The 12,295-nt window shown below is 72.6% G+C and carries 13 protein-coding genes; 8 read left to right on the forward strand and 5 right to left on the reverse strand.

Features of this window, described 5'->3' with window-relative positions:
* Positions 1–123: 123 nt before the first annotated feature.
* A complete protein-coding gene (locus ACFWSK_RS21045; protein ID WP_383788310.1) occupies positions 124–306 on the reverse strand; it encodes a hypothetical protein in 183 nt (60 codons plus the stop codon).
* A gap of 257 nt (positions 307–563) precedes the next feature.
* Here ACFWSK_RS21045 and ACFWSK_RS21050 point away from each other — a divergent pair, with 257 nt between their 5' ends.
* From ACFWSK_RS21050 to ACFWSK_RS21065, 4 genes are all read left to right on the forward strand, one after another.
* Positions 564–1,820 (forward strand): NYN domain-containing protein, encoded by a 1,257-nt coding sequence (locus tag ACFWSK_RS21050; RefSeq protein ID WP_383788313.1) that lies wholly within the window; start codon positions 564–566, stop codon positions 1,818–1,820.
* Between the two features lie 182 nt (positions 1,821–2,002).
* The gene (locus tag ACFWSK_RS21055) at positions 2,003–2,986 is read left to right on the forward strand and encodes an ABC transporter ATP-binding protein (RefSeq protein ID WP_383788446.1); all 984 of its coding nucleotides are present in this window, start codon (positions 2,003–2,005) and stop codon (positions 2,984–2,986) included.
* 31 nt (positions 2,987–3,017) lie between these two features.
* Positions 3,018–3,884: an ABC transporter permease gene (locus ACFWSK_RS21060; protein ID WP_383788316.1), complete on the forward strand. Its 867-nt coding sequence runs from the start codon at positions 3,018–3,020 to the stop codon at positions 3,882–3,884.
* Between the two features lie 67 nt (positions 3,885–3,951).
* Positions 3,952–4,665, forward strand: a complete 714-nt coding sequence (locus tag ACFWSK_RS21065; RefSeq protein WP_383788319.1) for an ABC transporter permease — start codon at positions 3,952–3,954, stop codon at positions 4,663–4,665.
* A gap of 42 nt (positions 4,666–4,707) precedes the next feature.
* Here ACFWSK_RS21065 and ybaK read toward each other — a convergent pair whose 3' ends face one another.
* The 4 genes from ybaK to ACFWSK_RS21085 all read right to left on the reverse strand — a co-directional run bounded on the left by ybaK (position 4,708) and on the right by ACFWSK_RS21085 (position 8,860).
* On the reverse strand, positions 4,708–5,205 hold the full coding sequence (gene ybaK, locus ACFWSK_RS21070) for a Cys-tRNA(Pro) deacylase (protein WP_383788322.1): 498 nt from the start codon (positions 5,203–5,205) through the stop codon (positions 4,708–4,710).
* A gap of 18 nt (positions 5,206–5,223) precedes the next feature.
* Positions 5,224–6,000 (reverse strand): LON peptidase substrate-binding domain-containing protein, encoded by a 777-nt coding sequence (locus ACFWSK_RS21075; protein ID WP_383788324.1) that lies wholly within the window; start codon positions 5,998–6,000, stop codon positions 5,224–5,226.
* 5 nt (positions 6,001–6,005) lie between these two features.
* Complete coding sequence (locus ACFWSK_RS21080) at positions 6,006–7,046, reverse strand: hypothetical protein (RefSeq protein ID WP_383788327.1); 1,041 nt, start codon at positions 7,044–7,046, stop codon at positions 6,006–6,008.
* A 209-nt stretch (positions 7,047–7,255) separates the two neighbouring features.
* On the reverse strand, positions 7,256–8,860 hold the full coding sequence (locus ACFWSK_RS21085) for an oxidoreductase (RefSeq protein ID WP_383788330.1): 1,605 nt from the start codon (positions 8,858–8,860) through the stop codon (positions 7,256–7,258).
* 208 nt (positions 8,861–9,068) lie between these two features.
* Between ACFWSK_RS21085 and hisD the strand changes: the two genes are divergently transcribed.
* The 4 genes from hisD to ACFWSK_RS21105 are packed head-to-tail and all read left to right on the forward strand — an operon-like array spanning position 9,069 to position 12,287.
* Complete coding sequence (gene hisD / locus ACFWSK_RS21090; protein WP_383788333.1) at positions 9,069–10,391, forward strand: histidinol dehydrogenase; 1,323 nt, start codon at positions 9,069–9,071, stop codon at positions 10,389–10,391.
* Positions 10,388–11,530, forward strand: coding sequence for a histidinol-phosphate transaminase (locus tag ACFWSK_RS21095; RefSeq protein WP_383788336.1), 1,143 nt, complete (start codon positions 10,388–10,390; stop codon positions 11,528–11,530). The genes hisD and ACFWSK_RS21095 overlap by 4 nt, the downstream gene beginning before the upstream one ends.
* On the forward strand, positions 11,527–12,123 hold the full coding sequence (gene hisB, locus ACFWSK_RS21100; RefSeq protein ID WP_383788338.1) for an imidazoleglycerol-phosphate dehydratase HisB: 597 nt from the start codon (positions 11,527–11,529) through the stop codon (positions 12,121–12,123). Before ACFWSK_RS21095 ends, hisB begins: the two co-directional genes overlap by 4 nt.
* Positions 12,120–12,287 (forward strand): hypothetical protein, encoded by a 168-nt coding sequence (locus tag ACFWSK_RS21105; protein WP_383788341.1) that lies wholly within the window; start codon positions 12,120–12,122, stop codon positions 12,285–12,287. Before hisB ends, ACFWSK_RS21105 begins: the two co-directional genes overlap by 4 nt.
* Positions 12,288–12,295 lie beyond the last annotated feature (8 nt).

Consider the following 12,295-nt stretch of genomic DNA (forward strand, 5'->3'; position numbering starts at 1 on the left):
TTTTTTACCCCCCCCCCGGGGCGGGCGCGTCCCCCCCCGGGGGCGCCCCCGGGGCGGCCCCCCCCCCCCGGGGGCCCCCCCCTCTCGGCTGTTCGGCCTGCGGCCGGACCGGGAGTGGTCCGGTCAGTTGTGGCCGAAGCGCCGCTGGTGCTTACGGGCAACATCTGCGGGGCTGCCCTGAGGCTGCGACTGGGGGGCGCTCTGTGCCTCGAACGACGAGGACTTCGCGTCCTGCGCACTGCGCTCCGCGGCGGACGCGGAACGATCCTGCTGGCTGCCCTGCTTGCGGTTCTTGTTCTTGGCCATGGTGTTCCTCCTATGGGGACTCTCGGGGCCAGGACCGCTGTCAGATTCACATAGCGCCGCAAACACCGCATTTTGGATCATTACCGTGCGTAGTGAAGGGCTGTGTCACCCCGTTTTCCCGATCCGCCACGCCGATGATCGAGTTCCGGACGTTAACCCCCGCGTGGTCGGGCAGACTCCAAGGAAACCCTGAGTGAGCAGGCCCAACCCCCCACGACCGGGCCCGCCGAAAACCGTTCCCGAATTCTTGGAAGAGGGTGGAACGCGTGGACCGTTGCGTCGTCCTGGTGGACGCCGGATATTTGCTGGGCGCAGCCGCGAGTCTGCTGGCCGGGGAGCCCGCCCGTTCCCGCATCACCGTCGACCACGCGGCCCTGATCCAGGGTCTGCGCGAACGCGCGGAGGCGGACACCCAGCAGCCCCTGCTCCGGATCTACTGGTTCGACGGCGCCCCTGACCGCGTACCGCAGCCGGAACACCGCAGACTCCGGGTGATGTCCCGCGTGACCGTTCGGCTGGGGGCCCTCACCCGCAGTGACGGACGCTGGGCGCAGAAGGGGGTCGACGCGGCGATGCACGCCGAGCTCACCGAGCTTGCCAGGAACCGCGCCTGCTCCGACGTGGTGCTCGTGACCGGCGACGGCGACCTGCTGCCGGGGCTGATGTCGGCGAAGGAGCACGGGGTGGCGGTCCACCTCTGGGCCGTCCAGGCCGCCGACGGCGACTACAACCAGTCCGAGGACCTGGTCGCGGAGGCCGACGAACGGCGGGTGCTGGACCGGGTCTGGATCACCAAGGCCGTACGGGCCAAGGAGATCGGCGGGATCTGCGCGCCGCCCCCCGTCCCGCGCCCGGAGATCGCCGCGATCCTCTCCGCGCCCCTCCCGGAGGCCGCGCTGGCAGCCTCCGCGGAACGGGCATCCGAGGCCCAGGCCGCCGCCGCGCGCGACGGCGCCGCCGCACCGGCCGACCAGGACACCGGTGCCCCGTCCGGCCCCGGCCACCGCGGCGTCCCCACGCCCAAGGACCTGGCGAGCCTGCGGGGCCCCGGCAGCCAGGCCGCGCAGCACCCCGCGCCGCCCCCTCCCGCCAACGCCACCCTCCGCTGGTCGTCCGACAAGGGCTGGGTCGAGCGCGGCGGGCCGCTCGGCGAACCGGCCGAGACGGCCTCGCTGCCGACGCTCGCCCAGCTCACCAGCGCGGAGCAGCGCTGGGCGGACCGGGAGGAGGACATCACGACCGTCGGCGGCGATCCGTTCGAGGTCGGCCAGGTCTTCGCCCGCCGGTGGATGGAGCGGCTGCCGGAGACCGTCCACCTCCAGAAGCTGTCGACCATGTACCCGCGCATCCCGCACCGGATCGACGGCGAGCTCCTGCGGTACGCGGCGCGGTTCGGTCTGCTCGCCCACAAGGACGACCAGATCGACGAACACGACCGCTACGCGATCCGGGCGGGCTTCTGGCGCGAGATCGACGTACGGGCCGCCGCGGAGCACGCGCCCGTCGCGGAATAGCGGCCGGTGGGGGACCGGGGCGGGGGCCCCGTGCCGCCCGAGTGCCCGGTCCGTACGGGCCGCCCGGCGTGCCGGCCGTGTCCGCGCCGGTGTGACCCCGGGCGCAATCCGGGGCATCCGACCCCGTACCCTCGTACCTCGTGAGTACGGGCACAGCACAGGCGCAGACCGGGACCGGGACCGTGTGCGCGGTGCGTGATCTGGTCAAGACCTATCCCGCCGTCCGTGGCCGCCGCGGCGCGGCAGCCACCCCCGAGGTGCGCGCCACCGACGGGATCAGCCTCGATGTCCGGCAGGGCGAGATCTTCGGCCTGCTCGGCCCCAACGGCGCGGGCAAATCCACGCTGGTGCGCCAGCTCACCGGACTGATGCGGCCCGACTCCGGCAGCGTGCAGGTGCTGGGCCACGACCTCGTGCGCCATCCCGAACGTGCCTCCCGGCTGATCGGCTACCTCGGGCAGGAATCCACCGCCCTCGACGAGCTGACCGTCTCGCTGGCCGCCGAGACGACCGGGCGGCTGCGCGGCCTGCCGGTCCGCGAGGCGCGTGCCGCGCGGGACGACGTTCTCGAGGAGCTGGGGCTCACCGAACTCGCCGGGCGCCCGCTGAAGAAGCTGTCCGGCGGTCAGCGGCGGCTCGCCTGTTTCGCCGCGACGCTGGTCGGGGAACGTCCCGTCCTCGTGCTGGACGAACCCACGACCGGTATGGACCCCGTCGCCCGGCGCGCCGTCTGGGCCGCCGTCGACCGGCGCAGGGCCGAGCGGGGCGCCACGGTGCTGCTCGTCACCCACAACGTGATCGAGGCCGAGACGGTGCTCGACCGGGTCGCCGTACTGGAACGGGGCAAGGTCATCGCCTGCGACACCCCCCACGGGCTCAAGGAGCAGGTGGCGGGAGAGGTCCGCGTCGAGCTGGTCTGGCGCGAGCGTGCCCCCCTGGACGTCCCCGAGGTGGCGGCGCTGCGCGCCTCCGCGCAGGAGTCCGGGCGGCGCTGGGTGCTGCGGCTGGCACCCGACGAGGCACGGGCGGCCGTGGCCGCCGTTACCGGTGGCGCGGCGTTCGCCGCACTAGACGACTTCACGCTGGCCACGCCCAGCCTGGAGGACGTCTACCTGGCACTCGGCGGGGACGCGGTCAGGGCGACCGAGGGACTGGTGAAGGCGTGAACGTGCACGTGTCGAAGGGGAGCTGCGCCAGGTGACGAGCATTGTTCGCGCGGAGGCGGCGACGGAGAAGGGGGCGGAAGCGGGGGCGGTGTCCGGACCGTCCCGGACCGCGGCGGGTCCGCCCGGCGCCTGGGCCGCGGCGCCCGCGCCGCTGGCCCCGCGGGCCGGGCTGCTGCCCGCGCTCGCCGCCGTGTACCGGGCCCAGTTGTCGCGGGCGCGGGTCGCACGGATTCCGCTGCTGTTCGTGGCGACCTTCCAGTCCATCGGGATCATGGTCCTGATGCGCGGGGTCGTGGACGGCGGGGCAGAGGCGAGGGCCGTCGTCGCCGGGTCCAGCGTGCTGGTCGTGGCGTTCGTCGCGCTGAACCTGCTCGCCCAGTATTTCGGCCAGCTCCGAGCCGGCGGCGGACTCGACCACTACGCCACGTTGCCCGTGCCGCCGGCCTCGGTGGTGCTGGGGGCGGCGGGGGCGTACGCGTCCTTCACCGTGCCCGGCACGATCGTCACGGCCGTGACCGGCAGCGTGCTCTTCCAGCTGCCGATGGCCCATCTGTGGGTGCTCGTCGCCGTGGTGCCGCTCTCCGGGGCGGCGCTGGCCGGTCTGGGGGCGGCGCTGGGGCTGCTGGCGCCGCGCCCGGAACTCGCGACGCTGCTCGGGCAGCTGGGCATGTCCGCGGCGCTGCTGCTGGGCGTGCTGCCGGCCGACCGGCTGCCGCAGCCGGTCGGGTGGGCGCGCGACCTGCTGCCCTCGACGTACGGGGTGGAGGCGCTCGCGCGGTCCTTCGACGCGCACCCGGACTGGCCGGTCATCGCTCTGGATCTCGCGGTGTGCGCGGCGGTGGGGGTGCTGTCGCTGGCGCTGGCGACGTGGGCGTACCGGCGGGCGGCCGTCCGCTAGCGGGTGGCGGGCAGCGGGAGATCGGTCCGGTGAGGCGCGGCACGGGGCCACCTGGCACGATGGCACGGTGACCGCACCTCTGACGCCGCCGCACCAGCCCTCGTCCAACGATCCGTGGCAGACGCCGCCGTCGGGTGCCTCTCCCGTGCCCGGCCACGAGCCGTCGCACGGCAAGGAAGCGGCGACGGAGCTGAGGCAGGCGGCGGTGATCACCGCCCTGCTGACGGCCGCGGGTGTGCTGCTCGGGCTGCTGTGGCTGTGGCTGGCGCCCCGTGTCCCGCTGATCTCCGACGACACGGCGGTCTTCCTCAAGGACAGTGAGGGCGAGGAGGCCGTGGCGGCGGACGGCACGTTCGTGCTGCTGGCGCTCGCATTCGGGGTCGTGGCCGCCTTCGCGGTGTTCTTCTACCGGCGCCGCGGGGGCATTCTGCTGGTGGCCGGGCTGGCGCTCGGCGGTCTGCTCGGGTCGCTGCTGGCCTGGGGGATCGGTGTCTGGTTCGGACCTTCGTCGGATGTGGTCGCGCGGGCGCGGGAGGCCGGCAAGGGTGTCACCTTCGACGCGCCGCTGGAGCTGCACGCTGCGGGGGTGGTGCTGGCGTGGCCGATCGCGGCGATGCTGGTGCACTTGGGGCTGACGGCGTTGTTCACTCCGCGGGACCCTGAGCCGGAGTGGGCGCCGGAGGCGTCCTGGGGGGCCGGGGGGCCGGGCTCTGGGGCTCCAGGGGCTCCGGAGGCTCCTGGCGATTCCGGGGCGGGGGCCGGGGAGTCGGTGCGGCCCTAGCCGTGCGGGTGTCCTGGCCGTGAGGGCGGGCGGGGCCGGGGCTTACTCGCGGGCGATCGGGGCGAACACCGCGCTCGTCAGCGTCGCCAGGTCCGCGGCCGTCAGTTCCACTTCCAGTCCCCGGCGGCCGGCCGAGACGCAGATCGTGGGGTGGGACCGGGCCGAGGCGTCCAGGACCGTGCGCAGGCGCTTGCGTTGGCCCAGGGGGGAGATGCCGCCTCGTACGTAGCCCGTCGTGCGTTCCGCCGCCGTCGGGTCCGCCATCGTGGCCCGTTTGCCGCCCACCGCCGATGCCAGGGCCTTCAGGTCCAGGGAGCCGGCCACCGGGACGACCGCCACGGTCAGCTCGCCGTCCACGTCGGCCACCAGGGTCTTGAACACCCGGTCCGGGGAGACGCCGAGGGCCTCTGCCGCCTCTTCGCCGTAGGACGGGGACGACGGGTCGTGCTCGTAGGAGTGGACGGTGAAGGCGGCGCCCGCCGCGGTCAGGGCGACCGTGGCCGGGGTGCCGCCCTGCTGCTTCTTCGGCTTCTTCGCCACGGGGCAGGGTCCTCGGGGTCAGTTGGGGTGCGTGGGAGCCCGGGTCAGTTCCACCGCGGGCAGCGACGGCAGATGCCGGATGACCGCGGTCTCCCGGCGCAGGAGGGTCAGTTCCTCACGCAGCCGGGTCGCCGTGTCGGGGGCCTGGAGCAGACGCTGCTTCGACGGGATGTCGAGTACGGCCGCGGCGGCCACCAGGTACGAGATCACCGACGGGTCGTCGGGGAGGTCCGCTCCCGTGGTCAGGGAGCGTTCGCTGGCCCCGGCGAGCCGCTTCTGGTAGCTGCGGAAGGCCCGCAGGACGCCCTCGGCGAGTGCGGCGGCCTCCTCGGCCCCGTTCGTCCCGCCGGTCTCCTCGTCGCCCGGCTCCTCGGTCAGCTCTTCGACCTCGGCCGTCAGGTAGGGGCCGCTCGCGTCGACGGAGAGCAGCTTGACCCTGACCGTGCCGGTGGCCAGGATCTCGAAGCTCCCGTCCGCGCGCTCACGGATCTTCGCGGCGTCCGCGACGCAGCCGACCCGGTGGAAGGACTGGATCGGGTCGGGTCCGAAGCCGTCGGCCGGTGCGCGGTCGACGGGGACGGCGGCGAGGCTGTCCGGCATCCCGGTGGCCGTCGGAGCGGCTTCGCGGCCGTCACGGATCGCGACCACGACGAAGCGGCGCGCATCGTCCTCGTCGGTCTGCAGCAGCGCGCGCATCATGGCGCGATAACGCTCCTCGAAGACGTTGAGCGGCAGCACGAGGCCGGGAAACAGCACCGCGTTGAGCGGGAAGAGGGGGAGGCGAGCGGTGGTCACAACGGTCAAGCGTAATGGCCACGCGCCCGACTGCGGCCGTCCCGGTTGCGTAAGGGGGTCAGGGAGGCCACCTGGAGCCGCGCGCCGTCCCTCGCGTCGAGGAACTGGCCCAGCGGATCGTCGGACACCGAGGACCACGGGAACGAGGTCGCCTGCGGTCCGATCAGCCGGAATTGTTCAAGAGCCTCGTCCCAGCGTCCGCGCACCACGAGCACGTACGCCAGGAGGTTGCGCGTCTCGGCCGGCCAGAGATCTCCGGGCCGGTACGCGGCGGAGAGCCTGATCGCGATATCGGCGGCGGCATCGATCCGTTCCACCTGCACCGGGCTGGTCCGCGAGGCGGGCTTCGTGTCGAGCAGCAGGGCGAAGGCCGCCCGCACCGGCAACGCCTGCACCAGCGAGTCGGGCAGCGCGTCCTCGGCCGCCTGCTCGGCGAAGTCGAAGCACTCGCGGTGCGAGCCGTACCAGGCGGCGGAGAGGTACTGCAGGGCCGCGACATGGCAGCCGTAGTGGTGCGGGGAGCGCCGTATGGCCTGCTCCCACAGGGCCTCGAACGAGGTGTGGGTGGCGTGCGTACCGCGCGCGTGGTCCAGGGCCAGCCGCCAGGGCACCGGGTCGCCCGGCTGGGCCTCGGCCGCAGCCGAGATGAGCGGGCCCACTTCGCGCAGCCGCTCGGCGCGGGCGGGCGAGTCCCAGGCGCGGCGGACGGCCAGCCCTGCCTTGACCAGGAGTGCGTCCGGGTTGCGGGGGTCGGCGGTCAGCCAGTCGGCGAGCCAGCCGTCGCGGCTGTGCGCGAAGGTGACCAGGCGGGTGAGGCAGCGGTCGCGGGTCTCCCACTCGGCGCCCTCCCGGGTGGCGGCGAGCAGTTCGGCGGCGGGTTCGTACGTGCCGAGGGCGGCTGCCACCAGCGCGGGGGACAGCCGCTCGTCGGGGGCGTCGAGCAGCACAGCGTCGTCCACGGGCAGTCCGGCGGACAGCTCGGGGCTATGCCGGATCATGCGCGTGGTGCTGAGCAGAGCGCGAAGGAATGACATGGTGCAGACCATTGAAAAGCGCTGGTGAGGGGCGCGCCAGAGGGGCGAGGTGAAGCTTCTGTGCCGAGTGGGAGGGTTGCCCTGGAGCGGGTCAAGAAAGGGCAAAGGAAATGCCGGATTCTGGCTCGGACACGCCCCGTCGGTCACATGTTCCCGACCTGGCGCCACACGCGTACGGCCGTGCCCCCACCGGCCGTTGGGGCATCCGGTGGGTAGCCGGATCAGCCTCGGCGCAGCAGTCGCGAGGCCCCCGCGGCGACCGTCGTGGCCAGTATCCAGCCCAGCAGGATGAGAGCCGCTCCCACCCACTGCCAGCCGCCCTCCAGCCGCCAGTAACCGTCCTGCCCGAGGTTGATCACCGGCACCAGCAGATCGAGCGCGTACAGCGCGGCGTTCCACTGCGGATGCTCGTCCTTCTTGATCGCCGCCGGGTCGTAGTGCGAGAACGCCACCGTGCCCGCCGCCCACAGCACCGCCATCCACACCGCCGCCCGCCCCGGCCGGTAGCCGTACGCCACCGTCCAGTCCTGGAGATGACCCCACAGCCTGGCCGCGGGCGGCAGCGTCTCACGGCGCCGCCGCTGCTTGGCGAGCAGTACCTCCCGGGCGTCGGCGTCCTCGCCGCAGCTGCGCAGGACGGTGGCGAGCCGCTCGTACGGCTCCGGGACGTACTCCGGGGTCGCCGCCAGCACCCACTCCAGCCGCCGGGAGAGCGGGAAGTGCCCGTACGGGACGAGGTTCTCGTAGAAGAAACCGCCCATCGCCAGCCCGCCGGGGCCCGGCCAGCTGGTCGACACGTCGATCAGGGTGACGACCCTCGCGCCGTTCAGGACGACCCGGCCCTCCTCCGGACGTTCCGCGTTGAAGCGCAGCTCGGGCGTGACGATCCTGCGCAGCGACAGTTCCTCGTGCCGGGCCAGCACGAACCGCGCCTTGTGCAGATCCACCGCGTCCCCGAACCTGCCGTCGTCCAGCCGCACCCCGCCCCGGCACTCGAAGACCTGGGAGCGGGTGCCGCGCGCGGGGGTCCCCGTCGACCGGGTGATGCCGTACGGGGGAGTCGTGCCCTGGTTCCCCGTGTCGACGCTCACCCACGCCTCGGTCATGTACAGCGTGCGTTCGACGGTCAGCTGCGGGGCGTTCAGTGCCCGCCGCCCCTCCGTGCCCCGCAGTCTGCTGCCGCGCAGGCTCAGCGAACCGCCGACCTTCGCGCCGCGCAGGCTCAGCTCCCCGCGCGTCTCGACCATCTCGGCCTGCAGATCCTGCGCCACCGCGAGACCGTCGGCGGTGAGGGCGCGGCCGCGCCGGTCGGGGCCGACGCTGATCTGGTTGATCAGCAGGTCCGTACCGATCTGGGCGTCCGTGAGCCGGATACCGCCCTCGATCCGGCAGCGCGGCAGATGCAGATCGCCCTCCGTGTGCAGCCGGGCCGCCTCAAGACGCGGAATGGCGCAGCCGACCATCCGCAGGGTCGTGAAGTGGCACTCGGGCAGCACCACCTCCTGTTCGAACCGGCAGCCCGTCAGCTCGACGTACGGCGAGACGCGCCCGCCCGCCAGATCCAGCCTCCCCGTGATCCGTACGCCCCTGAGCTTCAGCGCGGCCACCCGGCCGTGCCGTGCCACGGGCCCGCTCAGCAGCAGCCTGGCCACTGTCCGGGCGCCGACACTCCGCTCGGGTCCCCAGATGTGCGCCGCGAACGGATCGTCGCGCACCGGGTCATGGGTGCGCAGGTCGTAGGTGGTGCCGTTCCGGAAGGACTGCCACATACCCAGCTCCGCTGCGCTGAGGCCGTCCGGGATATCGCCATCGTGCGGCTCGGTCACTGCCGTCCCCTCTGTGCAGATGCCGTACGTCTGTTCTTCCCCCTGCGTGACGGCATGACGCGAGGCCCTGCCGTCCGGGTCGGACCCCGCTCCCTGATCCGTCCTGATCCAAACGGCAGACCCTAGTAGTCAGCGGTGGCAGCCGGGGCATGTATCAGCCAGTGATACGGAGGTCCGGGCGCCGGAAGCGGTCTGCGAGAATTGGGGTGTGATCTCTCGAATCGATCTGCGCGGCAATGCCCTCCCCGAGGGCGGCGACCTGCGCGACCTGCTGCCCCGTGCCGAGTTCGACGTGGAAGCCGCCCTGGAAACGGTGCGGCCCATCTGCGAGGACGTACGCCATCGTGGCTCCGCGGCAGTGATCGAGTGGGGGGAGAAACTCGACGGCGTACGGATCGAATCGATCCGGGTCCCGGCCGCGGCCCTCGCCGAGGCGCTGGAGCGGCTCGACCCCGCTGTACGCGCCGCGCTGGAGGAGTCGATCCGCCGCGCCCGGCTCGTCCACCGCGAGCAGCGCCGCACCACGCACACCACCCAGGTCGTCCCCGGCGGCACGGTCACCGAGAAGTGGGTGCCCGTCGAGCGCGTCGGGCTCTACGTACCGGGTGGGCGCTCCGTCTACCCCTCGTCCGTCGTCATGAACGTCGTACCGGCCCAGGAGGCGGGCGTCGAAGGCATCGCCGTCTCCTCGCCGCCGCAGAAGGAGTTCGACGGACTCCCGCACCCCACCATCCTGGCCGCCTGCGCCCTGCTCGGCGTCGACGAGGTGTACGCGGCGGGCGGCTCCCAGGCCATCGCGATGTTCGCTTACGGCACCGAGGACTGCCTGCCCGTGAACCTGGTCACCGGCCCCGGCAACATCTACGTAGCCGCGGCCAAGCGCCTCCTCAAGGGCCGCATCGGCATCGACGCCGAAGCCGGCCCGACCGAGATCGCGATCCTCGCCGACGCGACCGCCGACCCGGTCCACGTCGCCGCCGACCTGATCAGCCAGGCCGAGCACGACCCCATGGCCGCCGCCGTCCTCGTCACCGACTCGGAGGAGCTCGCCGCGGCCACCGAGGCCGAGCTGGCACCGCAGATCGCGGCCACCAAGCACGTCACGGACCGCATCGAGCCCGCCCTGGCCGGCCGCCAGTCCGCGATCGTCCTGGTCAACGACCTGGAGGACGGCCTCAAGGTCGTCGACGCGTACGCCGCCGAGCACCTGGAGATCCAGACCGCGGACGCCGCCGCCGTGGCGGACCGCGTCCGCAACGCCGGAGCGGTCTTCGTCGGCCCGTGGTCGCCGGTCTCCCTCGGGGACTACTGCGCGGGCTCCAACCACGTGCTGCCCACCGGCGGCTGCGCCTGCCACTCCTCGGGCCTGTCCGTGCAGTCCTTCCTGCGCGGCATCCACATCGTCGACTACACGCGCGACGCCCTCGCCGAGGTCACGCACCACGTCGTGACCCTCGCCGAGGCCGAGGACCTCCCGGCGCACGGCGCCGCGCTCAAGGCACGGTTCGGCTGGAAGGTTCCGCAGGCGTGACGAACAGCAGCACCACCCGCAACCCCTGGGACGCGCTCCCCATCCGCGAGGAGCTCCGCGGCCAGTCCCCCTACGGCGCGCCGCAGCTCGACGTACCCGTACGCCTGAACACCAACGAGAATCCGTACCCGCTCCCCGAGGCGCTGGTCGACCGGATCGCCGAGCGGGTCCGCGAGGCCGCCCGCGACCTCAACCGCTACCCCGACCGGGACGCCGTCGAGCTCCGTACCGAACTCGCCCGCTACCTCACCCGCACCGCCGGGCACGAGGTCGGCCTCGCCAACGTCTGGGCGGCCAACGGCTCCAACGAGGTGCTCCAGCAGCTGCTCCAGACCTTCGGCGGCCCGGGGCGCACGGCGATCGGTTTCGAACCCTCGTACTCGATGCACGCGCTCATCTCGCGCGGCACCGGCACGGGATGGATCTCCGGACCGCGCAACGAGGACTTCACCATCGACGTGGAGGCCGCCCGCGCGGCCATCGCCGAGCACCGGCCGGACGTCGTGTTCATCACCTCGCCCAACAACCCCACCGGCACCGCCGTCGAGGCGAAGACCGTCCTCGACCTGTACGAGGCGGCGCAGGCGGCCAAGCCGTCGATGGTCGTCGTCGACGAGGCGTACGGCGAGTTCAGCCACCACCCCTCGCTGCTCCCGCTCATCGAGCGCCGCCCGCACCTGGTGCTCTCCCGCACCATGTCCAAGGCGTTCGGCGCCGCCGGACTGCGCCTCGGCTACCTCGCCGCGGACCCGGCCGTGGTCGACGCCGTACAGCTGGTGCGGCTGCCGTACCACCTGTCCTCCATCACCCAGGCCACCGCGCTCGCCGCCCTGGAACACACCGATACGCTGCTGGGGTACGTCGCGCAGCTCAAGAGCGAGCGCGACCGGATCGTCGACGAGCTGCGCGCCCTCGGCTTCGACGTGACCGACTCGGACGCCAACTTCGTCCAGTTCGGCCGCTTCGCCGACAGCCGCACCGCCTGGCAGCACCTCCTCGACCGGGGCGTCCTGGTCCGGGACAACGGCGTACCGGGATGGCTGCGGGTCTCCGCGGGCACCCCGGCCGAGAACGACGCGTTCCTCGATGCGGCGCGCACGCTTATCACTGAGAACGCCAAGAAGGAGCACGAGGCATGAACCCCCGCGTAGGCCGCGTGGAACGCACCACGAAGGAAACGTCCGTGCTCGTCGAGATCAACCTCGACGGCACCGGCAAAGTCGATGTGTCGACGGGGGTCGGCTTCTACGACCACATGCTCGACCAGCTCGGCCGTCACGGGCTCTTCGACCTCACGGTCAAGACCGACGGCGACCTGCACATCGACTCGCACCACACCATCGAGGACACCGCCCTCGCGCTCGGCGCCGCCTTCAAGCAGGCGCTCGGCGACAAGGTCGGCATCTACCGCTTCGGCAACTGCACCGTCCCGCTCGACGAGTCGCTCGCCCAGGTCACCGTCGACCTCTCGGGCCGCCCGTACCTGGTGCACACCGAGCCCGAGAAGATGGCGCCGATGATCGGCGAGTACGACACGACGATGACCCGGCACATCCTGGAGTCCTTCGTCGCCCAGGCGCAGATCGCCCTGCACGTCCACGTGCCGTACGGGCGCAACGCCCACCACATCGTGGAGTGCCAGTTCAAGGCGCTCGCCCGTGCCCTGCGGTACGCCTCCGAGCGCGACCCGCGCGCAGCCGGAATCCTTCCGTCCACGAAGGGCGCGCTGTGACCGGGCTCAACACGATTCTGATCGTCGTCGGCCTCTTCCTGGCCGGCGGCGTCTACTCCTTCGCGAAGCAGGACATGCCCAAGGGCCTCGTCGTCCTGCTCGGGATCGGCTCCGTGATGTGCCTGCTGGCAGGCATTCTGCGGATTCAGGGACTCTGGGACTGAGGGACGTC

Origin of the sequence: Streptomyces sp. NPDC058620 (assembly GCF_042717135.1) — a bacterium.
In the GTDB taxonomy this organism is placed as follows: Bacteria; Actinomycetota; Actinomycetes; order Streptomycetales; family Streptomycetaceae; genus Streptomyces.